Below are 26,006 nucleotides of genomic sequence, written 5' to 3'. Positions count from 1 at the left end.
GGCGGGCCAGCCGCGTTGGGCGAGTTTGCTGGATACGGGCTGACGCGTCGGCAGCTGGCGTCTGGCCGGGCACGCGGGGTCCTGTCCGCGCGATGGGCACGGCTATGCCGAGCAGCGCCTGTTCCGTGGGCGGCCTGCCGCCCGAAGCGGAACGCGTCGTTGACGCGTACACACGACCCGCTGGAGACTGTGTGCCTCATCGCTCACGGGAGGCAATATGCGAGCACGCGTCCTTGCCGTCACCCTCGTCACGGCCGCTGTGGCGGCGGCCGCCACACAGGCCACCGCGCAGCCGTCGAAGCCGCTCCCGCGCACCCCGGCCGCCTGGTGCGCGTCCCAGGGCGGCGTCGCCGGCACGTACCGGCCCTTCTACGACGCCGGCGGCAGGCTCAGCCCGCTCGGCGGGCAGCGGGAGCTGTGCGAATTCACCGCCGCCGACACGTCCCGTATCACCGTGGCCGCCGACACCCTCGCCGCCGACCTGCCCACCCTCGCCGCGCTCGCGTACGTCCGCAAGCCGGCGCTGCCGCAGCACCCGCAGGGCAACCCGTCCGCCGTCTACTGCGCGGACCTGGGCGGGACGACCCAGTTCGGCAACCGCAAGAGCGACGTCGGCGGCTGGATCAAGGATGGCGAGCCCCGGGACAGCGACCATCTGCGCGACATGTGCCTCTTCGCCGACGGATCCGCGATCAGTGCCTGGGGCCTGACCTACCACACGGGTGGCGTCATCCGCGGCGCCGACCTCGCCGGCAAGTTCCGCGCCACCATCCCCGCCGCCTGACCACGCTGCCCTGCCGCCCCGGTCTACCGTCCCCCGACCGGCAGCAGACCGCGCTCGCCGAACACCTTCTTCGCCACGAACGTCGCGTTGAGCGCCTTGGGGAAACCGCAGTAGACGGCGGAGTGCAGCATCGCCTCGACGATCTCCTCGGGCGTCAGCCCCACGTTCAGCGAGGCGTTGACGTGCACTTCCAGCTGCGGCTCGCACCCGCCGAGCGCGGTCAGCATGCCGATGGTCACCAGCTGCCGGTCCCGGGGCGCCAGGCCCGGGCGGCTGTAGATGTCGCCGAAGCCCCAGGCCGCGACCTGGTGGCCGAGCTCCGGCGAGATGTCCGCGAGCGAGGAGACGATCCGCTCGCCGGCTTCGCCGTCGATGGCGGAGAGCACCCGCATCCCCCGCTCGAAACGGTCCTGGCGGGTCTCGGCGGTCGTGTTCTCGGCAGTCATGTCGTGCTCCATCCAGCTCACAGTGTCGTTCCGGCCTCCGGCGCGTCCCGCTTCCGCGAGAGGCGGCCGACGGCCACGGACAGAAAACTAAGAGTTGGAGCACACTCCAACGCAAGTCGGCCCCTCCCCCCATGTCGCCGCTGTCGCCGCTGTCGCCGCCCTCGCCCAGGACCAGCCAGGAGCACGGGCGCGACCCTCTTGCCGACAGGGGCGGCGCCCGTGAAGAAGCGGGGGGCTAGTGGCCGACAGTGACCACGATCTTCCCGACCTGACCGTTCGACTCCATATACCGATGCGCCTCCACGATCTCCCCCAGGTCGAAGGTCCGATCGACCACCGGCGCCAGCGTCCCCGCCCGCAGACCGGCATCCAGGAAGTGCCAGATCCGGCGACGCGTCTCCGGATCACCCGTCACCTGCAGATTGCCGTACCCCAGTATCCGCAGCGTCCAGTTCATCGGCAGCGGGGCCGGCCTCTGATCCAGCCACCCGTACACGATCAGCAGCCCACCCGGCGCCACCGCCTGCGCGATCTCGGCCAGCCCCGGACCCGACACCGCATCGAAGACGATCTCGGCACCCCGCCCACCGGTCACCTCCTTCACCTGCTCCAGCAGACCGCCTTCATCCAGCGCGATCACATGCGCCGCGCCCAGCTCCAGCAGACGCTCCCGCTTCGCCGCACTCCGCGTGACCGCCACCGGCACGGCCCCCAGATGCCTGGCGATCTGGATCGCCGCCACCCCCACACTGCTCGACGCCGCCGTGATCAGCACCGTGTCCCCCGGACGCATCCCGCCCTTCTCCACCAGCGCCCCGTACGCCGTGCTGTACGACAGCCACAACGCCGCCCCGGTCACCGCGTCCGCCCCGCCCGGCCGGCGCAGCAGATCACCGGCCGGGACGAGCAGCCGATCGCCGTACACGCCATCGGAACTCATCCCGCCGACGCCCGCCGTCAGCACCGCATCGCCCACCGTGAAGCCGGACACCCCCGCACCGACCGCCAGCACCTCCCCGGCCGCCTCGTAACCGATCCGCGACCCCGGCAACGTCGGCTGGTAGTAATAGCCGCCCGAGCGGAACAACGCCTCCGCCCGGTTCAGCCCCAGCGCATCCACCCGCACCAGCACCTCGCCCGGCCCGGGCTCACCGAGATCCACCTCCTCGAACCGCAGCACCTCGGGTCCGCCCAGCTCGTCGAACACCACACGCTTCGCCATCATCCACACTCCGCACGTAAGTCGAGTGACGGAGCGTCAGATACCTCGCGCCCCGCCCGTAGACCCACCGTACGAAGGTCACACCCGGCCGCCCATGCCACAGCGTCTCGCGATCATGTGCGTCCGTCTCCCCGGCTACGCTCACCTGCATGGACGTACTCAGCGACGCGATCACCGCCATGCGCACCGGTCGCCCCCACGCTGCCCGCAAGCACCGCCACGGCGCCTGGGGCCTGCGCTTCCCCGCCACGGCCGGCGTCGGATTCCACGCGGTCCTCGACGGCACCTGCTGGGTACTCCCCGAAGACGGCACCCCACCCATCCGGCTCGACGCCGGCGACCTCGCCTTCGTCCACGGCGTCGCACACGGTCTCGCCGACGACCCCGCCACCCCACTCGGCGAAATCACCCAGAACCCCGATGGCTCCTGGCCCCCCGGCCCGCCGACACCGGACGACGGAACCCCCGGCACCCAGCTGATCTGCGGCGCCTACCGCCTCAACCGCTCCCGCCCCCACCCCCTGCTGACCTGCCTCCCCACCGTCATCCGTCTCCCCACCCGCAACCGCCCCCTCGGTGCCGTCCTCGACCTGCTCCGCGCCGAGACCGCCCGCCCCCGCCCCGGCGCGGCCGCCGCCACCAGCGCACTCCTCGACACGACCCTGCTCTACATCCTCCGCGCCTGGTACGACGAGCACGCCCGGGCCACCACCGGCTGGGCGGCGGCCCTCCACGACCCCGCCATCGGCCAGGCCCTCGGCGCCGTCCACCACGACCCGGCCCACCCCTGGACCGTCGAGGAACTCGGCACCGTCGCCGGCCTCTCCCGCGCCGCCTTCGCCAAACGCTTCACCGCACTCGTCGGCGAACCACCCCTCGCCTACCTGACCTGGTGGCGCCTCACCCTCGCCGGCCGCCTCCTCCGCGAGGGCGACCAGCCCCTGCGCGCCATAGCGCAACGCACGGGCTACACCTCGGAATTCGCCTTCGCCAAGGCATTCAAGAGGGAATACGGCACAGCTCCGGGCCGCTACCGCACCCAGCAGTCCGCCGCGCTTGCGGCGACGGGGGCAGCGCTCTAGGACTTCGTGCAGGAGGGCGACGGAGATGTTCAGCGCCTTACGGCTCTAAAGGTGGGGCGAGCGGCTCCGGCGGTTCGTTGTGGGCGTGCGATCGTTGGCGGGTGACTGCTGCTGCTGAGAACATGCTCCCGGGACGGCCGGACGACCGCATCGCGTCTGTCCTGCGCTTCGCGGTGGAACTCGTCGCCTGGGTGGCGGCGCCCTGGGCACTGGCCAACTACTCGTGGCTTCTTGCCGTTCTGTCTCTGGTGCTCCTGATCGGCCTGCCGACGTGCCTGTCCACTCCGGGTGACAAGAACAGCGTGATCATTGCGGTGCCGGGTTGGGTCACGGTTCTTCTCGTCCTGCTCCAGATCGTCGCGGCGGTGACGTTCTCGTGGATGACCTGGCCGGCGTGGGCGGCGGTCCCGGCGACGTTGCTGGCTATGGCCACCTTCGTCACCGAGCGTCGACGCTGGCGGTGGCTCCTCTCCGCCCGCCGAACCGCCAGCTGAAGGCCTGCGCCGGGGCTCGGGGTCTATTGACGAGCTGTGACGCACCCTTCTGATGGAGGGAATCTGCCAAAGAAAGGTCGAATTGCCCCTTTCTTCGGCAGGTTTTCGCCATCAGGATCGGCGATGACAGCCTGCGGCAGCCCCGGGGGTCGGAGTGCGCCGTAGTCGGTGAAGCGGCGGACGCCGCACCGGGTGCAGCGGGATTCGCCTCCCGTGTGGGTCCAGCTCTCGCGGTGCTGGCAGTTGCCGGTGAGGAGGTGATTCATCACGCGCCTCCACTGTGCGACAGGTGTGCCTGACGGAAGTGGTTCCGCACCGCGATCGTCGCGGCCACGGCGCGCACTCTGTTCCCGCCGTCGACGGCCGACCGCTGGGTGGTCTGCAGGTCGACGCACTCGGCGCAGCTGATGGGCGTGGCGGACACGTTGCCCGGAAGGCCGGCCGCTTCGCGCTCCTCGCGCGTCGCCAGTCGCAGTGCGGCCGTGGGTACCTCCCACTCACGGCCTCCGGCGGGCGGCCTCACCTGGACACACGGCGAGGTTGTCCCGGGGCTTCTGCAAACCCGACCGTACGCGACGGCCGTCATGTCTGGATCCCCTGATCCCTTGACCGATGCTGAGCTGGAGTTCTATGTCGACCTCCGGTTGAAGCGGCAGGGCATCTTCAGCAAGGAAGTTCCTCCGCAGTACCTGTGCATTTTGCCGGAAGGAGTTCTCCGGCAACGGATTGGGGGATCCGTGGTCATGGCTGCGCAGCTCCGCCACCTGAATGCGATGGGTCAACTGCCGTACGTGACGATCCTGGTCATCCCGTTCTCCCAAACCGCGTTCACCTGCACCAGTGGAAGCTTTATCTTCTACTCGTACCCGGATCACCTGGACTTGGACGTTGTTCGGATCCCCTACCTCGACGGTTGGGTGTCCTTGGAGGAGCGCGAGGCCGTGGCAAAGTACCGTCGGGTGCTCGGCATGCTTCGGGCTTCGGCATTGTCTGCGCAGCAATCAGCCGAGCTGATTGCGTCCGTCGCGCATGAGCTTGAACGGGAGTGATGCACGGAGCGGCATCTCTTGCTCATGACTGATGGCAACCTCATAGCCGTACGTGACAGCAAGGATCACGCGCGTGGTGGGTTCGTCCTTAAGCCTGCGATGTGGTCCGTTTTCATCGGGGCTGTGCAAGTCGGCCGCATGGGTGAGTCGTGACGGGTAGGAGCCAGATCCACCGGCCCATCTGATCGGCTGCGTTGCACGCCCAATGCAACGTTGATAGACAATGGTCGCCGGTGCGCGGCCGTACCGTACGCGCTCGCGCCCGCTATCTGTTTACTTGAGCCACTTCGGGGGATATTTCGTGGCGACTCCGCCGCCTCAGCAGCCCTTCCCGCCTGCCCAGCCTCAGCAGTTCGCACCCCAGCAGCCGGGATTCCCGCAGCCCGGAATCCCGCAGCAGGGCGGCTTCCCGCCGCCCCAGGGCTTCCCGCCCCCGCAGGGTTTCGCGCAGCCTCACCCCACCCAGGCCTACTGCCGTATCTGCGGCGGATTCCCCGCCGTCGAGGCGACCGTCCGTGGGCATCAGGGCATTCTGATCATGATGCGGTTCCTGACCCTCAAGGGGCCGTTCTGCCGCACCTGCGGCACGTCCGTGGTGCGGGAGATGACGGGCAAGACGCTGTTGCAGGGGTGGTGGAGCCCCGTTTCCCTTGTCATCTTCACCCCGTTCACCCTGCTCTGGAATCTCTTCGTCCGGGCCAAGGTGAAGAAGCTTCCCGAGCCCGTTCCCGGGCAGCCCCGCCCGCAGCTGGATCCCGGTGTTCCGCTGCTGAAGCGGCCTGCTGCGCTCGGGCTGTTGCTGCCCGTCGCGTGGGTGATCTTCCTTGCCATTCAGTACGCGCGGGGCACCTGAGTCCCGGAACACCCGGAACGGGACGGTCGAAACAACGGCGTAGGGACCCAACATGTCGAAGGATTACGACAGTCAGCTGCTGGAGTCCGTCTCCGTGCGGCGCCGTCGGCTGCGCGATGCGCTGCTCCACGGCGCCCAGCGGGCCCGCCGCACCGCCGACGAGAAGCTCGGCAAGGTTTTCGCCGGAATCGCCATTGCCGCGGTGCTGTGCGCCGGTTGTGTCGGATGGTCGTTCATCCAGCACACCCTGGCGAAGCAGAAGGAACAGCAGAAGCAGCAGCAGCGACAACAGCAGCAATATGCACCAAAAGTGACGGATAAGCCGGCGGATGAGCCGACGGATAAACCGACGGAAAAAGTGACGGAGTCACCCCAGTGATAGGTTCGGCCGCGTGGTGAATGTGGGGGCGGGGCAGCGCACGGAATTGAGCCGGGTCACCCTGATCGGCGAGCGCCGCCGGGTGGATCTGGTACTGCCCGCCGACGAGCCGATCGGGCGGCTTCTTCCCGATGTGCTGCGGCTGCTGGACGACAAGGTCGGCGAACGGCCCGCCGCCCGGCACCTGGTCACCTCCGACGGAACGGTTCTGCCGCAGGACGGCACCCTCGCCGGGGCCGGCGTGCCCGACGGGGCGCTGCTCCGGCTCGTACGGGTCCACGACGCGCCCTCCGCGCCCGTCGTGCACGACGTCACCGACGAGGTCGCCGAGGACCTGGACGTCCGCGCCTGGCGCTGGCGTCCCGAGGCCCGGGAGTGGACCGCGGGACTGACTGCGATGGTCCTGGCCGTGGCCGCAGGTCTGCTCGCGCGCACCGGGCTCGGTGCCGGAGCCGTGGCGGGCCCGCTCGTGGTGGCCGCCGTCTGCGTGGCGGCTGTCGGAGCCGTGGCCGGGAAGGTGCTCCGGGCCGACGGCCGGGCGCTCGGCACGACCCTCGTGCTCACCGGAGGCGCCCTCGGCACGCTCGCCGCCTGGACCGCCGCCGACGCGCACGCCTGGTCCGGGACCGCACGCCTGGCGGGAGTCGCCACCGCGCTCGCCGCCACCCTGGCCCTGCTCGGCCTGTTCTCCCGCCTCGGCAGGGGCGGGCTGATCGGGGCGGGAGCCGTCGCCGCGATCACGGCCGTCTGGGAGACCGTCGCGGCGTTCCAGGGCGACCCGGCGCGCCTCGGCACCGTCATGGCCGTCGTCTCCGTCGTCCTCCTCGGGCTGCTCCCGCGCCTCGCGCTGATGGCGGCCGGTCTGACCGCGCTCGACGACAGCCGTTCCGGCGGCGCGTCCGTCAGCCGCCACGCGGTCGAGACCGCCCTGGCGGCCACCCACCGGGGCCTGACCCTGGCCACGGTCGTGGTCGCCGCGTCCGCCACGGCGGGTGGGCTGCTGGCCGTCAGCAGGGTCCCCACCGTGTGGACCGTCGCGCTCACGGCCGTGCTCGCCGTCGTCCTGCTGTCCCGCGCCCGGGCCTTCCCGCTGGTGGCCGAGGTCGTGACGCTGCTGTCCGCGGCCCTGGTGCTGCTCGTCCGCCTCGCCGTGCTCTGGCTCGACCGCCCCCACGGCACCCCGTACGGGCCAATCGCCGCGCTCTGCCTGGCCGCGCTCGTACCGCTCGGCGTGCTGGCGGTCCGGCCGCCGGAGCACGTGCGCGTACGGCTGCGCCATGCCGTGGACCTGGTCGAGACCGCCGGCGTGATCGCCCTGTTCCCGCTCGCGGTCGGGGTGTTCGGCGTGTACGCACGCCTGCTCCACCAGTTCTAGTTCCGTTCCGGGAAGGCAGGGAGAGACACATGTCCCAGGACGAGGACTGGCAGGGCGACGTACTGCGGAGCCTGCGCAATCTGTCGGCAGGGCTCGGGGAGGCGGCCAAGGCCGTGGAGACGGCCAAAGAGCCGGAGCCGGAGCCGGAGGCGGCAGCGGCAGCGGTGGCGGAGCCCGCGCGGCCCGTACCGCCGCCGGCCGCCGAGGCCCCCGCGCCGCCGCCCCCGCCCCGCCCCCTCCCCACACCCATCACCCTCGAACTGCCCCTCCCCGACGAGCTGACCAAGGGCAAGCCCCTCAACGGCGACTCCGCCGCCAAGCGCACCGGCCGCTCGCTGCGCCGCCTCGTCGGTTCCTCGGCCGCCCGCGAGGTCGAGGAGGCCACCCGCACCGCGCAGGCGCTCCAGCAGCCCCTGACCACCGGTCGGCAGATCGTCGTCACCGGCATCCGCGGCGGCGCGGGCAAGACCACCGTCACCGCGCTGCTGGGGCGCACGTTCGCGCACTACCGCCAGGACCCGGTGCTGATGCTGGAGGCGGACGCCTCCCTCGGCACCCTGCCGGCCCGGCTGGGCGTGACCAAGGTGCGCTGGACCACCAGCGACCTGGCGCAGATCCTGGACCCGTCCATGCAGCTGACGGACGTCGTCGGCTACCTGGTCCAGCTGCCCGAGCGCGGCTGGCTGCTGCCCGGCAGCCAGGGCCGCGTCGGCAACCGGCTGGAACTCGCGGAGTACCGGGCGGCGATGGTGGCGCTGCGCCGCTACTTCGGCATCACCGTCGTCGACTGCGACTCCCTGCCCAGCGAGCTGTCGCGCACCGCCCTCTCGGCGGCCCAGGCGCGCGTCCTCGTCACCCTGGCGACCACCGAGGGCGTCATCAGCACCCGCGCCGTGCTGGACTGGATGGCCTCCGTGCCACGGCCGAAAATGCTGGCCGGAACCGTCGTGGTCGTCGCCGCGTCGTCCCCCCATATGACGCTCGACGTGACCGCGGCGAGCGAGCACCTCCAGCTCGACGGCGTGAAAGTGCTGATGCTTCCGTACGACCGGCACCTCGCCGCCGGCGGCCCGATCCGCACCGATCTGCTCGGCCAGGTCACCCGCGAGGCCGTGGCCGAACTCGCCGCCGAAGTCCTCACCCGAGCCATGAGCAGGCGAACCTCCCGATGACCACGCGCATAGTCCACCGCCCCGCCCGCACCACCCGGCCGCTGCCCACGCCGGAGGAGCGCACCATCGAGCCGCCGCCCAATCTGCCCGAGGGCAAGGCGGGCGGCGTCCTGCACACCCTCATGCCCATCGCGGGCGTGATGAGTTCCGTCGTGATGATGACGGTCGTGCGCAACAGCCAGTTCGCGGGCATCGGCGCGATCGTGCTCGTCATCACCGTGCTCGGCTCCATCGGCATGCTGGTGTCGCAGCGCGGCAAGGCCCAGCGCACCCGGCGCCGGCAGCGCGAGCGCTACCTCGAGTACCTGGAGGAGCTGCGCGAGGAGCTGGGCGGCGAGGAGCGCGAGCGCCGCGCGGCGGCCCGCCTCCTGGACCCGCCGCCCGAGGCGCTCCACGACATCGTGCGCGACCCGGCCCGGCTGTGGGAACGCCGCCGCCTCGACGCCGACTTCCTGCGCGTGCGCGTGGGCACCGGCCGGATGCCCGTACGGTCCCTGAAGGTCGGCCAGCAGGGCGGCAGCGTCCTCACCCCGCCCGACCGCTTCATGCTCAACGAGGCCGGGGCGCTGAAGAACCGCTTCTCCAGTGCGGCCGACCTGCCGCTGACCGTCCCCCTCGACCGGGCCGGCGACGTCAGCATCGTCGGCGCCCGCGAGGACGTGCTGCGCGTCGCCCGCGCCCTGCTCGCCCAGACCGCCGTCGCCCACGCCCCCGACGACGTCGCCCTCGCCCTTGCCTGCCCCGGTGACCGGATGGCCGACTGGGCCTGGCTGAAGTGGCTGCCGCACACCCTCGACCCCGAGGAGCACGACGGGCCCGTCGCCGCCCGCCGTATCGCCCCCTCGCTCGGCACCCTCGGCCGCCTGATGAGCCGGGACCTGCGCCGCCGCGCCTCCTACGCCGCCGAGGTACGGCGCGGCCTGTCCGGCAAGGACGCCCTCGAGATGGCCGGCCGCCTGCTGGTCGTCAGCGACGGCTACGGCGCGGACGCCGCCGAACTGCCCCGCCCCGACGAGGCGGTGGACCTCCGGCACATGGGCGTCACCGTGCTGCACCTGGTCGCCGAGCGCATCCAGGAGCCCGGCCAGGTGTCGCTGCGCATCACCGTCGACGGCGACGCCGTCGGCATCGAGGACCTGCGCCACCCGGAGCCGGTCACCTCCGACGGCACCGCCGACCCGGCCACCGCCGCGGGCGCCGAGGGACTGGCCCGGCTGCTCTCCCCGCTGCGGCTGTCCGCCGAGTCGCTCGTGGACGCGCCCCTGTCCGGCCCCGTCGACTTCGCCGAACTGCTCGGCATCGACGACCCGGCCGCCCTCGACGTGCGCAGCCTGTGGCAGCCGCGCGGCGAACGCGCCTTCCTGCGCGTGCCCATCGGCGTCAGCGACGGCCGCGAGCCCGTCCTGCTCGACCTCAAGGAGTCCTCCGAACTCGGCATGGGCCCCCACGGCCTGTGCGTCGGCGCCACCGGCTCCGGCAAGAGCGAGCTGCTGCGCACCCTCGTCCTCGCCCTGGTCGCCACCCACCCGCCGGAGGACCTGGCCATGGTCCTCGTCGACTACAAGGGCGGCGCGACGTTCGCCCCCTTCGCCGACCTGCCGCACGTCGCGGGCGTCATCACCAACCTGGAGAACCAGGCGGGCCTCGTCGAGCGCGTCCACTCCTCCCTCGCGGGCGAGGTCCAGCGCCGCCAGCAGGTCCTCAAGAACGCGGGCAACGTCGCCGACATCGGCCACTACGCCGCCCTGCGCGCGACCCGGCCCGACCTCGACCCGCTGCCGCACCTGTTCGTCGTCATCGACGAGTTCGGCGAACTGCTCACGGCCAAGCCCGACTTCATCGACCTCTTCCTGTCCATCGGCCGCATCGGCCGCTCCATCGGCGTGCACCTGCTGCTCTCCAGCCAGCGCATCGAGGGCGGCAAGCTCAAGGGCCTCGACACCTACCTGTCGTACCGGCTGGGCCTGCGCACCTTCTCCGCCGATGAGTCCCGCACCGTCCTCGACACCACCGACGCCTTCCACCTGCCGCCCATCCCCGGATTCGGCTATCTGAAGGTCGACGTCAGCGCCTACGAGCGGTTCAAGGCCAGCTTCGTCTCCGGCCCCTACCGCGGCCCCGCCCTGCGCGAGACCGAGGACACCGGCCCGGTCGTCCTGCCGTACACCGACTACAACACCCTCGACGGGCCCGAGGCCGCCCCCGGCGACGGCGAGCCCGCCATGCGCCACCGCAACCCCGGGCCCACCACGATGTCCGTCATCGTCGACCAGCTGCGCGCGGCCGCCGCCCCCACCCGGGCCATCTGGCTGCCGCCGCTGCCCAGGGCCGTCTCCCTCGACGTCTCCGCAGGGCCCGTGAACTCCGGCCCGCGCGGCATGCAGCTCGCCGGGCGCCCGGGCTTCATGAAGGTGCCGCTGGGCATCCTCGACGACCCCGCCAAGCAGTGGCAGGGCCAGTGGGTGCTCGACCTCTCCCTGGCCGGCGGCCACGCCGCCGTCATCGGCGGACCCCAGTCCGGCAAGACCACGCTGCTGCGCACCCTCGCCCTGTCGCTGGCGATGACCCACACCCCGCGCGAGGTCGGCATCTACGGCCTCGACCTGGTCGGCGGCGGCCTGGCCGCGCTGTCCGGGCTGCCGCACGTCGGCGGCATCGCGGGCCGGGCCGACCGCGAGCGCGCGGCCCGCACGGTCGAGGAGGTGCGCGCCATGCTCATCGCCCGCGAGGACCTCTTCCGCGAGCACGGCATCGACTCCGTCGAGCGGCTGCGCGAACTGCGCGCCGAAGGCAAGGTCCCCGAACTCGCCTCCACCGAGATCGTCCTGGTCATCGACGGCTTCGGCGCCCTGCGCGACGATTTCGCCGAGATCGAGGACGCCGTCACCGACCTCCTCAAGCGCGGCGGCGGCTACGGCATCCACGTCGTCGCCTCCATGCTGCGCTGGAACGACGTGCGCATCGCCACCCAGGCCACCTTCGGCACCCGCGTCGAGCTGCGCCTGAACGACCCCGGCGACTCCAGCATCGACCGCAAGCTCGCCGAGACGATCGCGCCCGACGAGCCCGGCCGGGTGCTCACCGACGGCAAGCTGTTCGCCCAGACCGCACTGCCCCGCATCGACTCCCTCGCCTCGACCTCCGAGCTGGGCCCGGCCGTCGAACAGGCGGCCATGGTCGTCCGCGCGTCCTGGTCCGGCGACGGCGCCCAGCGGGTGCGCGTCCTGCCCGCCCGCATGCCCGCGGCCTCGCTGCCCTCGCCGACCGCCGAGCCCAACCGGGTGCCCGTCGGCCTCGACCAGACCGCGCTGGCGCCCGTCCTGCTCGACCTGTTCAAGCGCGACCAGCACCTGGTGATCCTCGGCGACAGCGAGTGCGGCAAGACCAACCTGCTCAAGCTCGTCGCCCAGGGCCTGATGGAGCGCTACAGCGACGAGGAGCTGGTCTTCGCCGTCATGGACCCGCGGCGCGGCCTGCGCAAGCTCGTCCCCGAGGAGTACCGCGGCGGCTACGCCCACAACTCCCGGCTCTGCGGCGCCCTGGCGACCGGCATCGCCACCGAGCTGGAGAAGCGCATGCCGGACGATCTCGGCGCCCAGGACGCCCTGTCCTCGGGCACTTGGTACTCCGGGCCGCGCATCGTCATCCTCATCGACGACTACGACGTGCTCACCACCGCCGGTCAGCAGCCGCTGGCGCCCTTCCTGCCGTTCATTCCCTCCGCGCAGGACATCGGCCTGCACTTCGTCGTCACCCGGCGCGTGGCGGGCGCCTCCCGGGCCCTGTACGAGCCGTTCCTGATGACGCTCAGGGAGAGCGGCACGACCGCCCTCGTCATGACCGGCGACCGGCAGGAGGGCCAGCTGTTCCCCGGCGTCTACGCGGCCGCGCAGCCGCCCGGCCGGGGGACGCTCGTACGCCGGGGCGAGCCGACCCGGCTGATCCAGACGGCGCTGGCCGAGGAGGACGCGTAGGACCGGCGCCGTGTGCGGCCGTTACGAGGTCTTCCGGAAGGCCCAGTCCATCCGTGGTTCCACCACGAACCGGAAGACCCGCCGCACCGGCTCGGTGCACAGCACGGTGATCAGCGCGATCGCCAGCAGCGTCACCACGAGCAGCCCGAGGGGGCCCCGGATCCACGGGGCCGCCTCGTACCAGTCCCACCAGCGTGAGAGCTTGATCACGAAGCCGTGCAGCAGGAACCCGTACAGGGTGCCGCCGCCGAGCGCGGTGAACCACGTCGTCCGGCGCGGCACCCAGGCGAAGAAGCACACGGTGAGCACGACGGCGACGGCGAAGAGGACGAACGTCATCACCGGGGCCGTCCAGAGCGGCTGGTGCAGGGCCTGGACGGCGTAGTTGCGATTGAGCCAGCCCTCGTCGAAGTCCGGCGCCAGCCAGTAGGCCACCGCGAGGGCGGCGGCGAAGACCGGCACCGCCGCGATCCGCACCCGGCGCTGCCGCACCAGCTCGAAGTGCTCGCGCTTCAGGTGCAGCCCGAGCACGAAGTACGGCAGGAACTGGAGCACCCGCTGGAGGTCCAGGTCACCGCCGATGTGGGGGCAGACCGCGCCCACGATCGCGAGCGCGAAGGCGACCGGCAGGGGGTGGCGCACGACCTGCCAGATCGGCGTGGTCAGCCGCCAGAGGAAGAGCGTGGCCAGGAACCAGTTCAGATACCAGGGGTTGAACGGCTCGAACGGGTCCGGTGCCGCGTCCTCCGCCACGTGCTGGAAATAGGTGTACGCCACCTGGAAAATTGCGTACGGCACAGCGACACCCGTGACCAGCCGTTTCACCTTGGCCGGACGCAGATCGAAGCCGCGCGAGAAGTAGCCGGAGATGACGATGAAAGCCGGCATGTGGAACGCGTACACCGTGAGGTACAGCGCCGTCGCCGCACGGCTGGTGTAGGTGAGCGGCTGCCATGCGTGGCCGAGAGCCACCAGGACGATCGCCAGATACTTCGCGTTGTCGAAGAACGGATCGCGTCCCGCCGGGGCGGCGGAGGCCCCGGCAGGGCCGGCCGATGGGGTGCGGGCCACCGTGGCAGGTGTGGCGGTGGGGGACATTCGAGGCACCCTAGCGGCGGAAAGTGAACCGGTAAAACCCCCTGTTCGAGCGGCTTGTGCGGGGCTTCTCCAGGGTCCGTCCTTTGTCGGACTTTTGCTCCGTAAGCATGGATCCGTGGCGGAATGCGGCTGAATGCAACCCCTACGAACCCCGGGTAAGTGGTCGATGAATCGTCACGGAACCACACTGGTGGCCGAGTTGGTGGCACGATGGGTTCGAGTGGGGGGCGTGCGGAGGGCAAGGCTCCCGGGCCCGGCCAGGTGTTTCCGACCGAAGGTGTGATCAGTTGTGGCCATTTCGCTGTCCGTGGTGCTGCTCCTGGCGATCATCCTGGTGGTGATGATCCGCAGCAACAACATCAAGACCGGGCCTGCGATCGTCGCCATCCTGTTCGGCTTCTTCCTCGCTTCCACGGGCATGGCGCCGTCCATCAACCGGTTCCTCGAATCGGTTGCGCAGACCATCAACGGCATCAAGTTCTGACGTTCTGCTCGCGCTGCCGCAAAAAGGTCGTAAGAAAACAAGAACGCCTCCGGCCGTGGCCGGAGGCGTGTCTGGAGCGGGCGACGGGAATCGAACCCGCGTAGCCAGTTTGGAAGACTGGGGCTCTACCATTGAGCTACGCCCGCGCGCGCCGCTGAATCGACTCGCGGCTCACCCCGGGGTGAGCGCGTGAATGCGGCGCGGCACGTCGTGCATCGTAGCGGGTCCGGGCCGCGCGCCGCACGTCACCCCCGCGAATGCTCCGCACGCCCGGAGGAGACGGCCGTCAAGCGGTCTGCGGGGCGTCTTCGGGCATGTACCCTACGTCTCGCACCGACGGGGTGTGGCGCAGCTTGGTAGCGCGTCCGCTTTGGGAGCGGAAGGTCGTCGGTTCGAATCCGGCCACCCCGACCAGCAAGATCACCTTGTGGGCCCCATCCTGCTTGCGGTTACTATGCAAGCTGCGCGTCTGTGTGTCTCTGTACCGGGCGCGGTCGGCTGCACAGCGACAACCGCTGAGCAGCAGAAACCCAGAAGTCAGCCCCAAGGAGACCGAACCGTGAAGAGCGCCGTGGAGACCCTGAACCCGACTCGGGTTCGGCTCACTGTCGAGGTGCCCTTCGAGGAGCTCAAGGCCAGCCTCGACGCGGCGTACAAGAAGATCAACAACCAGGTCACGGTGAAGGGCTTCCGTCAGGGCAAGATCCCGGCCCGCGTGATCGACCAGCGCTTCGGCCGCGGTGCGGTGCTGGAGGAGGCCGTCAACGACGCGCTTCCGAAGTTCTACACCGAGGCGATCAACGAGGCCGAGCTGAACCCGCTCGGTCAGCCCGAGGTCGACATCACCGAGCTGAAGGACGGCGAGCTGCTGGCCTTCACCGCCGAGGTCGACATCCGCCCGGCCCTGGAGATCCCGGACTACTCCGGCATCGAGGTCACCGTCGACACCGTCGAGGTGTCCGACGAGGACGTCGAGAAGTCCGTCGAGCAGCTCCGTGAGCGCTTCGCCACCACCTCCCCGGTCGAGCGCGCCGCCGCCGAGGGCGACATCGTCACCGTGGACCTGGAGGCCAAGGTCGACGGCGAGGTGCTGGAGGACGGCGTCGCCAACGACGTCGACTACACCATCGGCTCCGGCCAGCTGCTCGAGGGCATCGACGCCGCCGTCACCGGCCTGGAGGCCGGCGCCTCCGCCACCTTCGCCTCCGAGCTGAAGGGCGGCTCCGCCGAGGGCAAGGAGGCCGAGATCTCGGTCACCGTCAAGGCCGTCAAGGCCCGTGAACTGCCCGAGCTGGACGACGACTTCGCCCAGATGGCCAGCGAGTTCGACACCCTCGACGAGCTGAAGGCCGACAGCCGCAAGCGCCTCGAGCGGATGAAGAAGTTCGACCAGGCCACCCAGGCCCAGGAGAAGGTCCTCGACGAGCTGATCAAGCTGGTCGAGGTCCCGATGCCGGAGAAGCTGCTCGCGGACGAGGTCAACACCCGCAAGCACAACCTCGAGCACCACCAGCTCGGCCAGATCGGCATGAACCTCGAGAAGTACCTCGAGATGCAGGGCAAGACCGTCGAGGAGTTCGAGGACGAGCTGAAGCAGCAGTCCGAGAAGGGCATCAAGACCCAGTTCATCCTCGACGAGATCGTCAACAAGGAGAAGGTCTCCGTCGGCCAGGACGAGCTGACCGAGCACCTCATGCGCCGCGCGCAGTCCTCGGGCATGGCCCCCGACCAGTTCGCGCAGGCCATCGTCGAGCAGGGCCAGGTCCCGATGCTCGTCGGTGAGGTCGCCCGCGGCAAGGCCCTCGCGACCGTCGTCGAGGCCGCCACGGTCAAGGACACCAACGGCGAGATCGTCGACCTCGAGGACGAGGACGACGAGGTCGAGGCCGCCGTCGAGACGGTCGAGGCCGCCGAGGGCACCGAGGCCTGAGCCTCGCCCCTCTCCTGAGCTTCCCGAGGCGCTCGCGCCTCCCGAGGCAACCGGGCCTCCGGCCCCCGGGCCCGTACGGACTCCCTCCCGGAATCCGTACGGGCCCGGCCCGGAGGCACCACGGACGGGCCCGGACCCTGAGCCCCGCCGACAGCGGCGGACGGCTCACGGCCGGGCCCGTCCGTGCTCCCCGGACCCCGGGGGTGTCCGATGGCCCGCACCGGCCCATTGGACACCCCCGGCCCGGACGCCCCGCGGGGTGGCCGAACCTGCGCTCAGAGCGAACAGTTACTGATGCGGGATGGCGGCTGCCGACCAGCGCGTTAGGGTCCGTAGATACGAGGGCAGGGGAAGACTCGGCAGTGCGCGGGCAGCAGTCCGGACGCGCCGGCCCCGGCCCCCGAGAAGACGCGGAGACGGCCCGTAGCCGTCAGAGACGAGCAGGTGGATACGTGACGAATCTGATGCCTTCCGCCGCCGGTGAGATCGCCATCGGTGGTGGCCTCGGCGACCAGGTCTACAACCGGCTGCTCGGGGAGCGGATCATCTTCCTGGGCCAGCAGGTCGACGACGACATCGCCAACAAGATCACCGCGCAGATGCTCCTCCTGGCCGCGGACCCGGACAAGGACATCTTCCTCTACATCAACAGCCCCGGCGGCTCGGTGACGGCCGGCATGGCGGTCTACGACACCATGCAGTACATCCCGAACGACGTGGTCACCATTGGCATGGGCCTCGCGGCCTCGATGGGTCAGTTCCTGCTGACCGGCGGTACGCCGGGCAAGCGCTTCGCGCTGCCCAACACCGACATCCTCATGCACCAGGGCTCCGCGGGCCTCGGCGGCACGGCCTCCGACATCAAGATCCAGGCCGAGCAGCTGCTGCGCACCAAGAAGCGCATGGCCGAGATCACCGCCCTCCACACGGGCCAGACGGTGGAGACGATCATCCGCGACGGTGACCGCGACCGCTGGTTCACGGCGGAGGAGGCCAAGGAGTACGGGATCATCGACGAGATCATCACGCACGCCTCCGGCGTTCCGGGCGGCGGCGGCACCGGGGCCTGAGCCCCGGCAGTACCTTCCGCCACCAGCCGCACCCAGCCCACCGACCGCCATCAGGATGGTGAAACCCGCATGAACATCTCGTCCCCCAGCGGCCTGTACACGGGCCCCTCGGCCGAGGCCCGCTACGTCGTCCCGCGCTTCGTCGAGCGCACCTCGCAGGGCGTGCGCGAGTACGACCCGTACGCGAAGCTCTTCGAGGAGCGCGTGATCTTCCTGGGCGTCCAGATCGACGACGCCTCGGCCAACGACGTCATGGCGCAGCTGCTGTGCCTGGAGTCGATGGACCCGGACCGCGACATCTCGATCTACATCAACAGCCCCGGCGGCTCGTTCACGGCCCTCACGGCCATCTACGACACGATGCAGTTCGTGAAGCCGGACATCCAGACGGTCTGCATGGGCCAGGCCGCCTCCGCCGCGGCCATCCTGCTGGCCGCCGGCACCCCCGGCAAGCGCATGGCGCTGCCCAACGCCCGCGTGCTGATCCACCAGCCCTCCAGCCAGACGGGCCGCGAGCAGCTCTCCGACCTGGAGATCGCCGCCAAGGAGATCATGCGGATGCGGACGCAGCTGGAGGAGATGCTCGCCAAGCACTCCACCCAGCCGATCGAGAAGATCCGCGACGACATCGAGCGCGACAAGATCCTCACCGCTGAGGACGCGCTCGCGTACGGTCTCGTCGACCAGATCGTCTCGACCCGCAAGTCGTCCGTGACGGTCTGACCGGTACCACCCACCGGTCGGTCCGGTCCCGGCCATTGCGCGCCGCCGTGGACGGGCCCTCCCTTGGCCGAGTAGGGCCAAGGGGGGCCCGCGCGGGGGCCCCGGCAAGGTACCGTCGATAGGCAAGCACCCGGGTCCGCAGAACAAGGCGGATCCCAGGCGAAGGGGAAGCACCTCGTGGCACGCATCGGTGACGGCGGCGACCTGCTCAAGTGCTCGTTCTGCGGCAAGAGCCAGAAGCAGGTGAAGAAGCTCATCGCGGGTCCTGGTGTGTACATCTGCGACGAGTGCATCGACCTCTGCAACGAGATCATCGAGGAAGAGCTGGCGGAGACCTCCGAGGTGCGCTGGGAGGAACTGCCCAAGCCCCGTGAGATCTACGAGTTCCTCGAGGGCTATGTCGTCGGCCAGGAGGCCGCGAAGAAGGCCCTCTCCGTCGCCGTCTACAACCACTACAAGCGGGTCCAGGCCGGCGAGAACGGCGGCCACAACCGCGACGACGGCATCGAGCTGGCGAAGTCCAACATCCTGCTGCTGGGCCCCACCGGCTCCGGCAAGACGCTTCTCGCCCAGACGCTCGCGCGCATGCTGAACGTCCCCTTCGCGATCGCGGACGCCACGGCCCTCACCGAGGCCGGCTACGTCGGCGAGGACGTCGAGAACATCCTCCTGAAGCTGATCCAGGCCGCCGACTACGACGTCAAGAAGGCCGAGACCGGCATCATCTACATCGACGAGATCGACAAGGTCGCCCGAAAGAGCGAAAATCCGTCGATCACACGGGATGTGTCCGGCGAGGGCGTCCAGCAGGCCCTGCTCAAGATCCTCGAGGGCACCACGGCCTCCGTCCCGCCCCAGGGCGGCCGCAAGCACCCGCACCAGGAATTCATCCAGATCGACACGACGAACGTCCTGTTCATCGTGGGCGGCGCCTTCTCCGGCCTGGAGAAGATCATCGAGTCCCGGGCGGGCGCCAAGGGCATCGGCTTCGGCGCCACGATCCGCTCCAAGCGCGAGATCGAGGCCAGTGACCAGTTCCAGGAGGTCATGCCGGAGGACCTGGTCAAGTTCGGCATGATCCCGGAGTTCATCGGCCGCCTCCCCGTCATCACGAGCGTTCACAACCTCGACCGCGAGGCGCTCCTCCAGATCCTGGTGGAGCCGCGCAACGCCCTGGTGAAGCAGTACCAAAGGCTCTTCGAACTCGACGGTGTCGAGCTGGACTTCGACCGCCCGGCCCTGGAGGCCATCGCCGACCAGGCGATCCTGCGCGGCACGGGCGCGCGCGGCCTGCGCGCCATCATGGAGGAAGTCCTGATGTCGGTGATGTACGAGGTGCCGTCCCGCAAGGACGTGGCCCGCGTCGTCATCACGGCCGACGTGGTCCAGTCGAACGTCAACCCCACGCTGGTGCCGCGCACGCGGGGCAACGAGCCGGGCGAGCGGCACGAGAAGAGCGCGTAGCGCGCGCGATGCGCATGCACTGAGGGGGCGCCCGGCGGATGCCGGGCGCCCCCTCAGTTGTGCAGGCCCTTTCGGGCAGTTACTTGTTCTTGCGGACCTCGCCGCGGACCTTGACGGCCGTCTCGGAGAGTTCCTTGGGGGCCAGCACGGCGCCCGTGGGGACCGGGGCGCCCGGCACGGAGCTCTTGGAGATCTGGTGCTGGACGATGCCCACCGCGCTGGCATCACCCCAGATGCAGGCCGAGGCGTCGGACGACGAGGACATTGTCCCGAGGGAGCTGGTGATCTTCTGCTGACGGCACTTCATCACCTTGCCGTCGAAGCCGCTCGGCTTGTAGTCCGTCCACGGGGAGACCGTCTCGATCTTGGCGTTGAGGGAGCCCGCGACCTTCTGCTGCTGCTCGTCGATCTTGGCGATCAGCGCGTCGACGGCCTTGCCCGGGTCGGCGACGTCGCCGTAGGCACCGCTGACCGTCAGGCGCTGGTTCTCGGAGTTGGTGTAACCGCCGCTGACCGCCGTGCCGTTCTGAATACCCATTGCCTGGGCGTCCTTGTCGTTGGCGACGCTCTGGGACCCCTTGTCCTGGCCCGTCGGGGACGCCGCCTTCGTGTACTTGCCGTCCAGCAGCGTCTGGGGCAGCTCCATGGTGTACGGCGTGAAGGGCTTGCTGCTGTCGCCGCCGACGGTGCTGCTGCCGCCACCGCCCCCGCTGTCGCTCTTCCCGCCCTTCATGAGGACGACGCCGCCCACGATCGCGCCCACCACCACGAGCACACCGATGGTGATACCGATGGCCTTGCCCTTGCCGCCGCCCTGCGGGGGCACCGGCGGCGGGTACTGGCCGGGCATGCCCGGCTGCTGGCCGTACGGGCCCGGGGCCTGCGGCTGGCCCCAACCGCCGGGCTGGGGCTGGCCGTACGCGGGCGGGGCGCCGTAGGGGGCCGGGGGCTGCTGGGGGTAGCCGTAGCCGGGCTGGCCGGGTGCGCCGCCCTGGCCGTACGGGTTGGGTCCCTGGGGCGGCTGCGGGGGCTGGCCGTACGGGCCCGGCTGGTTGTAGCTCATCGTGTCCTCTTCAGACTTCAGACTCGAGACTTCGGACGCAGGTCTCACGCGACAGTTCTGCGCCATCTTTCCCGATGGCTTATCCCGGCATTACCTCGGGCCCGCAACGGTTTCGGAACAGTGGTGCACGGAGCGGCGCTTCGGGTTACTTCGGGTTACTTCGTCACCTCGACGCGCAGCGCCTGGCGGAGCTTGGCCGCCCGGTTGGCCGCCTCGTCCAGGCCGAGGGTCTTGCCCTGAAGGATCGTCGGCATGTCGCCGACGAACACCATCCCGACAGTGCTGTGGTCCGCCCAGATGCACACCGGCATCGAGATGTTCTGGGGGCCGGAACCCTTGCCGCTCATCTTGGCGTTCTGGCACTTCATCACGGCGCCCGGCTCGAGCCCTTCAGGCGTCACCTTCTGCGGGCTGCCCTCCACGCCCGTGTGCACCTCGGGGTCGTTGTCCTTCGCCGTCCCCTGCTTGACGCTCATGAACATGAGGTCCACCGCCTGCTCGGGGTTGTCGACCTTGTCGCCCCAACCACCGGTGAACGTCAGCAGCTTCTGCGTGGCCTTGGCGTCGCCGCCGGACTTGTACACGGCGTCGACGCTCTGCGGGTTGGTGACCCCGAAGAGCCTGAGCGCGTCCTGGTCCTCCTTGGAGCCTGCGGCGCCCTGGTCCTCCGAGTGGTCCCGGGTGTACCCGTCGGGCAGCGTCTCGGGGGTGGTGAGCTTGTACCGCTTGCCGGCGGGGCTCGGGGAGGCGCCCTGCGACGGGTTCGCCGGGGCGCTGGGCGTGGCCTTGCCGCTCGCCTTGTCCGCCTCGTTGGAGTGATCGCCCTTCTTGTCCTTGCCGCCCTTGAGGAGGAGGGCCCCGCCGCCCACGATGGCGCCCACCAGCACGACCACGGCGACCGCGATCGCGGCCTTCTTCCCCTTGCCGCCGCCCTGCGGGGGCACCGGCGGCGGGTACTGCGCGCCGGGGTACTGCGGCTGTCCGGGGTAGGGCTGCCCGGGGTACGGCGCCGCCGGGTACTGCGGCGGGGCCGACGGTGCGCCGTACGGGGGCTGAGGCGCGCCGTACGGAGGCTGCTGCGGCGGCTGGGGCGGGGGCTGCTGGCCGTACGGGCCCGGCTGGTGGTGGCTCATCGCGTCTCGGGTTCTCTACGCCGGGGAGGCCCACGGCAGTGACAGGTCCGGGACATCTTTGCCGATCCCCCCGCGGGGTCCGGCGGCGGGGCGCCACAGGGGGGAAACGGGTTCGTGAGCTGTCGGCCCCTCCCCGTAGAATTCCCCCGTGACCGAGAACACTCAGCAGAGCCCCGACCGCGGGCCGAACGACAGCACCCCCGAACTGCCGACCCAGTACGCGCCGGCCGAGGTAGAGGGGCCGCTGTACGAGCGCTGGGTAGAGCGGGGCTACTTCGAGGCCGACGCCAAGAGCGACAAAGAGCCGTACACCATCGTCATCCCCCCGCCGAACGTCACGGGCTCGCTGCACCTGGGCCACGCCTTCGAGCACACGCTGATCGACGCCCTCACCCGCCGCAAGCGCATGCAGGGCTTCGAGGTCCTGTGGCAGCCGGGCATGGACCACGCCGGCATCGCCACGCAGAACGTGGTCGAGCGCGAGCTGGCCAAGGAGGGCAAGTCCCGTCACGACCTCGGCCGGGAGGCGTTCGTCGAGCGCGTCTGGCAGTGGAAGGCGGAGTCCGGCGGTCAGATCTCCGGCCAGATGCGCCGTCTGGGTGACGGCGTCGCCTGGTCGCGCGAGCGCTTCACCATGGACGAGGGCCTGTCCAAGGCCGTCCAGACGATCTTCAAGAAGCTCTACGACGACGAGCTGATCTACCGCGCCGAGCGCATCATCAACTGGTGCCCCCGCTGTCTCACGGCCATCTCCGACATCGAGGTGGAGTACCAGGACGACGACGGCGAGCTGGTCTCCATCCGCTACGGCGAGGGTGACGCCTCCATCGTCGTCGCCACGACCCGCGCCGAGACGATGCTCGGCGACACCGCCGTGGCCGTCCACCCCGAGGACGAGCGCTACAAGCACCTCGTCGGCACCGAGATCGAGCTGCCGCTGACCGGCCGCCGCATCCCGGTCGTCGCCGACGAGCACGTCGACCCCGAGTTCGGCACGGGCGCCGTCAAGGTCACCCCGGCCCACGACCCGAACGACTTCGAGATCGGGCGTCGTCACGGCCTGCCGAGCCTCACCGTGCTCGACGAGCACGGCGTCATCACGGTCCACGGCCCCTTCCTCGGCCTGGACCGCTTCGAGGCCCGCTCCACGATCGTCGGCGCGCTGCGCGCCGAGGGCCGGATCGTCGCCGAGAAGCGCCCGTACACCCACTCCGTCGGCCACTGCTCGCGCTGCAAGACGACGCTCGAGCCGCGTCAGTCCATGCAGTGGTGGGTCAAGACCGCGCCGCTGGCCAAGGCCGCCGCCGACGCCGTCCGCGACGGCAAGGTCAAGATCCACCCGCAGGAGATGGAGAAGCGGTACTTCGACTGGGTCGACAACCTCCACGACTGGTGCATCTCGCGCCAGCTGTGGTGGGGCCACCGCATCCCGGTCTGGTACGGCCCGGACGGCGAGATGGTCTGCGTCGGCCCGGACGAGCAGCCGCCGGCCGGCGAGGGCTGGCACCAGGAGACCGACGTCCTCGACACCTGGTTCTCCTCCGGCCTGTGGCCCTTCTCCACGCTCGGCTGGCCCGAGAAGACCGAGAGCGTCGAGAAGTTCTACCCGAACTCCGTCCTGGTCACCGGCTACGACATCCTCTTCTTCTGGGTCGTCCGGATGATGATGTTCGGCCTGTACGCGATGGACGGCACCCCGCCGTTCCACACCATCGCCCTGCACGGCATGGTCCGCGACCAGTTCGGTAAGAAGATGTCGAAGTCCTTCGGCAATGCGGTCAACCCGCTGGACTGGATGGACAAGTACGGCTCCGACGCCGTCCGCTTCACGCTCGCCCGCGGCGCCAACCCCGGCGTCGACGTGCCGATCGGCGAGGACTGGGTCCAGGGCTCGCGGAACTTCGCCAACAAGATCTGGAACGCCACGCGCTTCGCGATGATGAACGGCGCGACGGTCGAGGGCGAGCTGCCGCCGGTCGAGAAGATGTCGGCCGCCGACCGCTGGATCATGTCGCGCCTCAACGCGACCGTCGCCGAGGTCGACGCGTACTACGACGACTACCAGTTCGCCAAGCTGTCCGACGCCCTCTTCCACTTCGCGTGGGACGAGGTCTTCGACTGGTACGTCGAGCTGTCGAAGACGACGTTCATGGCGGGCGGCGAGCAGGCCGCGGTCTCCGCGCGCGTGCTCGGCGAGGTCCTGGACGTCACGCTCAAGCTCCTGCACCCGGTCGTGCCCTTCGTCACCGAGACGCTGTGGACCACGCTCACGGGCAAGGAGTCGGTCGTCGTCGCCGACTGGCCGACGGACAGTGGCTTCCGTGACACCGCCGCCGAGGCGGAGATCGAGCAGCTGCAGCAGGTCATCACGGAGGTCCGCCGCTTCCGCGCCGACCAGGGCCTCCAGCCCGGCCAGCGCGTCCCGGCCAGGCTCGACCTGGCGGGCACGGTGCTCGCGGCCCACGAGGACGCGATCCGTCAGCTGCTGCGTCTCCAGCCGGCCGAGGACGGCTTCCAGGCCACCGCGACCCTCCCGGTCGCCGGGGCCACCGTCGCCCTCGACCTGTCCGGCACGATCGACGTCGAGGCCGAGCGCAAGCGTCTGACGAAGGCGCTGGCCGCGGCCGAGAAGGAGAAGACACAGGCCACGGCCAAGCTGGGCAACGAGGCCTTCCTGGCCAAGGCCGCCGAGGTCGCCGTGGAGAAGATCCGCACGCGCCTGGCGACGGCCGAGGCCGATATCGAGCGGATCAGCGCTCAGCTCGCGTCGCTCCCGGGCGCCTGAGCCGGTACCGGACGCCTTACGCGGTGCGGCCGGGTCATCCCCACTCCGGTGGGGGTGACCCGGCCGCGGCCGTTTTCGGATGATCCAGGCGATCAGACGATCAGGGGTTCAGGGGATCAGCGGTCGGTGACCGGCCGTGCCTCCCACGGCCTCGTCCGCCCCGGGTCCCACATGGGACCCCACGGCCCTTCCACAGGCACCTCTTCCACCCGGTCGAGGGACCTGTGCTGGTTCCGGTCCCGGCGGTCCCGTACGGGGGCGAAGAGCACATACGCCGTGGACACCACGACGAAGCCCAGCCGGATCAGGCCCTTGGCCGACTCGTCGTGCACGGCGAACACGCTGCCGTACAGCACGATCAGCGCGATCCAGCTCCACCACGGCACCAGCCGCCGCTGCCCGCACACGTCCCACAGCAGGGTGCCCAGCAGCACGGAGGCCGTGTAGTACGTGTAGACGCTCGGGTCGAGGACGATGCGGGCGTTGGCGCCCAGCAGGACGACCGCCGCCCACCGGCCGCGCCAGACGGCGATCGCCCCGAGCGCGAGGCCCAGCGCAGCCTGCGCGGGGCGGGCCCAGTGCGGCGTCTGGGGGTCGTTGGCGCCCAGCCAGCGCAGCGCGGACGCCGGGTTGTTGGGGATGGTGAACTTCGCGGCGGCGAAGGAGTGCGGGTCGACGATGAAGAACGGCAGCCAGGCGGCCGCCACCAGACCCACGCACCACAGTCCTGCGCGCAGCCACCGCTCCTTCGGCAGGGCGAGCAGCAGCGGCAGGAAGGCCAGCGCCGTCGGCTTGGAGTCGAGCGCGAGGGCCATGCAGATGCCGGTGCCGGCCGCGTTGCAGCGCGTCAGGTAATAGACGGCGAGAGCGGTGAAGAACAGCGCGAGGACGTCGTCCAGATGGGCGAACCGGACCGAGACCTCGATCCACATGGGGATGAACGCCAAGCCGGCGATCAGCACCCGCTGCCGCAGCCGCTGGTGGTTGGTGCCCGTGCCCAGGAAGTGCCGGGCGGCGCTGCGGCCCGCGAGGACCAGGACCACCAGGCCCAGGACCGACATCAGCGCCTCGGCCAGCACCTGCCCGACGACGGCGGGGAAGGGGTTGAACAGCCCCGCCACGAGGAAGCTGACCGGGCCCATCTGCAGCTCGGGGTGACGGGCGTAGAGGTTGAGCCCGCCGTCGCCCGAGGAGCCGCCGTCGTAGATCAGCTCGCCCCCGGTGCGCAGGTAGTGCCACGAGAAGCCGCCGCTGGGCTCGACTATGACGAACCAGAGCACCGCCCATGCCGTGAGCAGCAGCAAGTGCGTCCGATTGCCGAGTCGTGGTGTGCGCACATCACTCCGTTCCGCCACCCGGAACCGCTCCGGGCATGGACATCACCGGCGGTCAGATGGCGGAACGGAGCGGAAAGTTGCCCCGCCGG

Annotated in this window: 24 protein-coding genes and 2 tRNA genes; 17 read left to right on the top strand and 9 right to left on the bottom strand. The window is 70.4% G+C overall.

Annotated elements, in window-relative coordinates:
* Positions 1-217 precede the first annotated feature (217 nt).
* The gene (locus AC1Z4A_RS09860) at positions 218-784 is read left to right on the top strand and encodes a hypothetical protein (protein WP_483677504.1); all 567 of its coding nucleotides are present in this window, start codon (positions 218-220) and stop codon (positions 782-784) included.
* Positions 785-807: 23 nt separating this feature from the next.
* Here AC1Z4A_RS09860 and AC1Z4A_RS09855 read toward each other — a convergent pair whose 3' ends face one another.
* Together AC1Z4A_RS09855 and AC1Z4A_RS09850 are read right to left on the bottom strand one after the other, a co-directional pair.
* Positions 808-1,230, bottom strand: a complete 423-nt coding sequence (locus tag AC1Z4A_RS09855; protein ID WP_483677503.1) for a carboxymuconolactone decarboxylase family protein — start codon at positions 1,228-1,230, stop codon at positions 808-810.
* A gap of 235 nt (positions 1,231-1,465) precedes the next feature.
* Complete coding sequence (locus AC1Z4A_RS09850) at positions 1,466-2,455, bottom strand: zinc-dependent alcohol dehydrogenase family protein (protein ID WP_483677502.1); 990 nt, start codon at positions 2,453-2,455, stop codon at positions 1,466-1,468.
* 146 nt (positions 2,456-2,601) lie between these two features.
* Between AC1Z4A_RS09850 and AC1Z4A_RS09845 the strand changes: the two genes are divergently transcribed.
* Both AC1Z4A_RS09845 and AC1Z4A_RS09840 read left to right on the top strand, forming a co-directional pair.
* Complete coding sequence (locus tag AC1Z4A_RS09845; RefSeq protein ID WP_483677501.1) at positions 2,602-3,534, top strand: AraC family transcriptional regulator; 933 nt, start codon at positions 2,602-2,604, stop codon at positions 3,532-3,534.
* Between the two features lie 122 nt (positions 3,535-3,656).
* Positions 3,657-4,028, top strand: coding sequence for a hypothetical protein (locus AC1Z4A_RS09840; protein ID WP_483683549.1), 372 nt, complete (start codon positions 3,657-3,659; stop codon positions 4,026-4,028).
* Between the two features lie 23 nt (positions 4,029-4,051).
* On the opposite strand, the gene AC1Z4A_RS09835 is transcribed toward AC1Z4A_RS09840, so the two are convergent.
* Positions 4,052-4,294 carry a DUF6255 family natural product biosynthesis protein gene (locus AC1Z4A_RS09835; protein ID WP_483677500.1) on the bottom strand — a complete coding sequence of 81 codons (243 nt, stop codon included), beginning with the start codon at positions 4,292-4,294 and terminating at the stop codon, positions 4,052-4,054.
* Complete coding sequence (locus AC1Z4A_RS09830) at positions 4,294-4,551, bottom strand: hypothetical protein (RefSeq protein WP_483683795.1); 258 nt, start codon at positions 4,549-4,551, stop codon at positions 4,294-4,296. The genes AC1Z4A_RS09835 and AC1Z4A_RS09830 overlap by 1 nt, the downstream gene beginning before the upstream one ends.
* On the opposite strand from AC1Z4A_RS09830, the gene AC1Z4A_RS09825 reads away from it, so the two are divergent.
* The 7 genes from AC1Z4A_RS09825 to eccCa all read left to right on the top strand — a co-directional run bounded on the left by AC1Z4A_RS09825 (position 4,436) and on the right by eccCa (position 12,830).
* A complete protein-coding gene (locus AC1Z4A_RS09825; protein ID WP_483677499.1) occupies positions 4,436-5,077 on the top strand; it encodes a DUF5753 domain-containing protein in 642 nt (213 codons plus the stop codon). The two genes, AC1Z4A_RS09830 and AC1Z4A_RS09825, sit on opposite strands and share 116 nt — an antisense overlap.
* Before the next feature lie 24 nt (positions 5,078-5,101).
* The gene (locus tag AC1Z4A_RS09820; RefSeq protein ID WP_483677498.1) at positions 5,102-5,230 is read left to right on the top strand and encodes a DUF397 domain-containing protein; all 129 of its coding nucleotides are present in this window, start codon (positions 5,102-5,104) and stop codon (positions 5,228-5,230) included.
* A 148-nt stretch (positions 5,231-5,378) separates the two neighbouring features.
* Positions 5,379-5,930 carry a hypothetical protein gene (locus AC1Z4A_RS09815; RefSeq protein WP_483677497.1) on the top strand — a complete coding sequence of 184 codons (552 nt, stop codon included), beginning with the start codon at positions 5,379-5,381 and terminating at the stop codon, positions 5,928-5,930.
* A 52-nt stretch (positions 5,931-5,982) separates the two neighbouring features.
* A complete protein-coding gene (locus AC1Z4A_RS09810) occupies positions 5,983-6,309 on the top strand; it encodes a hypothetical protein (RefSeq protein WP_483677496.1) in 327 nt (108 codons plus the stop codon).
* Positions 6,310-6,322: 13 nt separating this feature from the next.
* The gene (eccD, locus tag AC1Z4A_RS09805; RefSeq protein WP_483677495.1) at positions 6,323-7,684 is read left to right on the top strand and encodes a type VII secretion integral membrane protein EccD; all 1,362 of its coding nucleotides are present in this window, start codon (positions 6,323-6,325) and stop codon (positions 7,682-7,684) included.
* 29 nt (positions 7,685-7,713) lie between these two features.
* Positions 7,714-8,856 carry a MinD/ParA family ATP-binding protein gene (locus AC1Z4A_RS09800; RefSeq protein WP_483677494.1) on the top strand — a complete coding sequence of 381 codons (1,143 nt, stop codon included), beginning with the start codon at positions 7,714-7,716 and terminating at the stop codon, positions 8,854-8,856.
* Positions 8,853-12,830: a type VII secretion protein EccCa gene (gene eccCa / locus AC1Z4A_RS09795; protein WP_483677493.1), complete on the top strand. Its 3,978-nt coding sequence runs from the start codon at positions 8,853-8,855 to the stop codon at positions 12,828-12,830. Before AC1Z4A_RS09800 ends, eccCa begins: the two co-directional genes overlap by 4 nt.
* A 21-nt stretch (positions 12,831-12,851) precedes the next feature.
* Here the strand turns inward: eccCa and AC1Z4A_RS09790 are convergent, their stop codons facing one another.
* Positions 12,852-13,928, bottom strand: a complete 1,077-nt coding sequence (locus AC1Z4A_RS09790) for an acyltransferase family protein (RefSeq protein WP_483677492.1) — start codon at positions 13,926-13,928, stop codon at positions 12,852-12,854.
* Positions 13,929-14,217: 289 nt separating this feature from the next.
* On the opposite strand from AC1Z4A_RS09790, the gene AC1Z4A_RS09785 reads away from it, so the two are divergent.
* Positions 14,218-14,412 carry a hypothetical protein gene (locus AC1Z4A_RS09785; protein ID WP_483677491.1) on the top strand — a complete coding sequence of 65 codons (195 nt, stop codon included), beginning with the start codon at positions 14,218-14,220 and terminating at the stop codon, positions 14,410-14,412.
* 72 nt (positions 14,413-14,484) lie between these two features.
* On the opposite strand, the gene AC1Z4A_RS09780 is transcribed toward AC1Z4A_RS09785, so the two are convergent.
* A tRNA-Gly gene (locus AC1Z4A_RS09780) sits at positions 14,485-14,558 on the bottom strand.
* 191 nt (positions 14,559-14,749) lie between these two features.
* Between AC1Z4A_RS09780 and AC1Z4A_RS09775 the strand changes: the two genes are divergently transcribed.
* The 5 genes from AC1Z4A_RS09775 to clpX all read left to right on the top strand — a co-directional run bounded on the left by AC1Z4A_RS09775 (position 14,750) and on the right by clpX (position 19,599).
* Positions 14,750-14,826: transfer RNA gene (locus AC1Z4A_RS09775), tRNA-Pro, on the top strand.
* A gap of 145 nt (positions 14,827-14,971) precedes the next feature.
* On the top strand, positions 14,972-16,342 hold the full coding sequence (tig, locus tag AC1Z4A_RS09770; protein ID WP_483677490.1) for a trigger factor: 1,371 nt from the start codon (positions 14,972-14,974) through the stop codon (positions 16,340-16,342).
* Positions 16,343-16,806: 464 nt separating this feature from the next.
* Positions 16,807-17,412 carry an ATP-dependent Clp protease proteolytic subunit gene (locus AC1Z4A_RS09765; protein ID WP_483683548.1) on the top strand — a complete coding sequence of 202 codons (606 nt, stop codon included), beginning with the start codon at positions 16,807-16,809 and terminating at the stop codon, positions 17,410-17,412.
* A 69-nt stretch (positions 17,413-17,481) separates the two neighbouring features.
* Positions 17,482-18,135: an ATP-dependent Clp protease proteolytic subunit gene (locus AC1Z4A_RS09760; RefSeq protein ID WP_483677489.1), complete on the top strand. Its 654-nt coding sequence runs from the start codon at positions 17,482-17,484 to the stop codon at positions 18,133-18,135.
* A gap of 177 nt (positions 18,136-18,312) precedes the next feature.
* Complete coding sequence (gene clpX, locus AC1Z4A_RS09755) at positions 18,313-19,599, top strand: ATP-dependent Clp protease ATP-binding subunit ClpX (RefSeq protein ID WP_086566545.1); 1,287 nt, start codon at positions 18,313-18,315, stop codon at positions 19,597-19,599.
* Between the two features lie 79 nt (positions 19,600-19,678).
* Here clpX and AC1Z4A_RS09750 read toward each other — a convergent pair whose 3' ends face one another.
* On the bottom strand, positions 19,679-20,662 hold the full coding sequence (locus AC1Z4A_RS09750) for a hypothetical protein (protein ID WP_483677488.1): 984 nt from the start codon (positions 20,660-20,662) through the stop codon (positions 19,679-19,681).
* 155 nt (positions 20,663-20,817) lie between these two features.
* Complete coding sequence (locus tag AC1Z4A_RS09745) at positions 20,818-21,795, bottom strand: hypothetical protein (protein WP_483677487.1); 978 nt, start codon at positions 21,793-21,795, stop codon at positions 20,818-20,820.
* Positions 21,796-21,943: 148 nt separating this feature from the next.
* Between AC1Z4A_RS09745 and AC1Z4A_RS09740 the strand changes: the two genes are divergently transcribed.
* A complete protein-coding gene (locus AC1Z4A_RS09740; RefSeq protein ID WP_483677486.1) occupies positions 21,944-24,580 on the top strand; it encodes a valine--tRNA ligase in 2,637 nt (878 codons plus the stop codon).
* A 116-nt stretch (positions 24,581-24,696) separates the two neighbouring features.
* Here the strand turns inward: AC1Z4A_RS09740 and AC1Z4A_RS09735 are convergent, their stop codons facing one another.
* A complete protein-coding gene (locus AC1Z4A_RS09735) occupies positions 24,697-25,917 on the bottom strand; it encodes a hypothetical protein (protein ID WP_483677485.1) in 1,221 nt (406 codons plus the stop codon).
* Positions 25,918-26,006: the final 89 nt, after the last annotated feature.

The sequence above is a fragment of the Streptomyces sp. 17_S59 genome (genome assembly GCF_056930295.1).
Note: the sequence above shows the minus strand (reverse complement) of the source record. Positions and strands in the feature narration are given on the sequence as shown.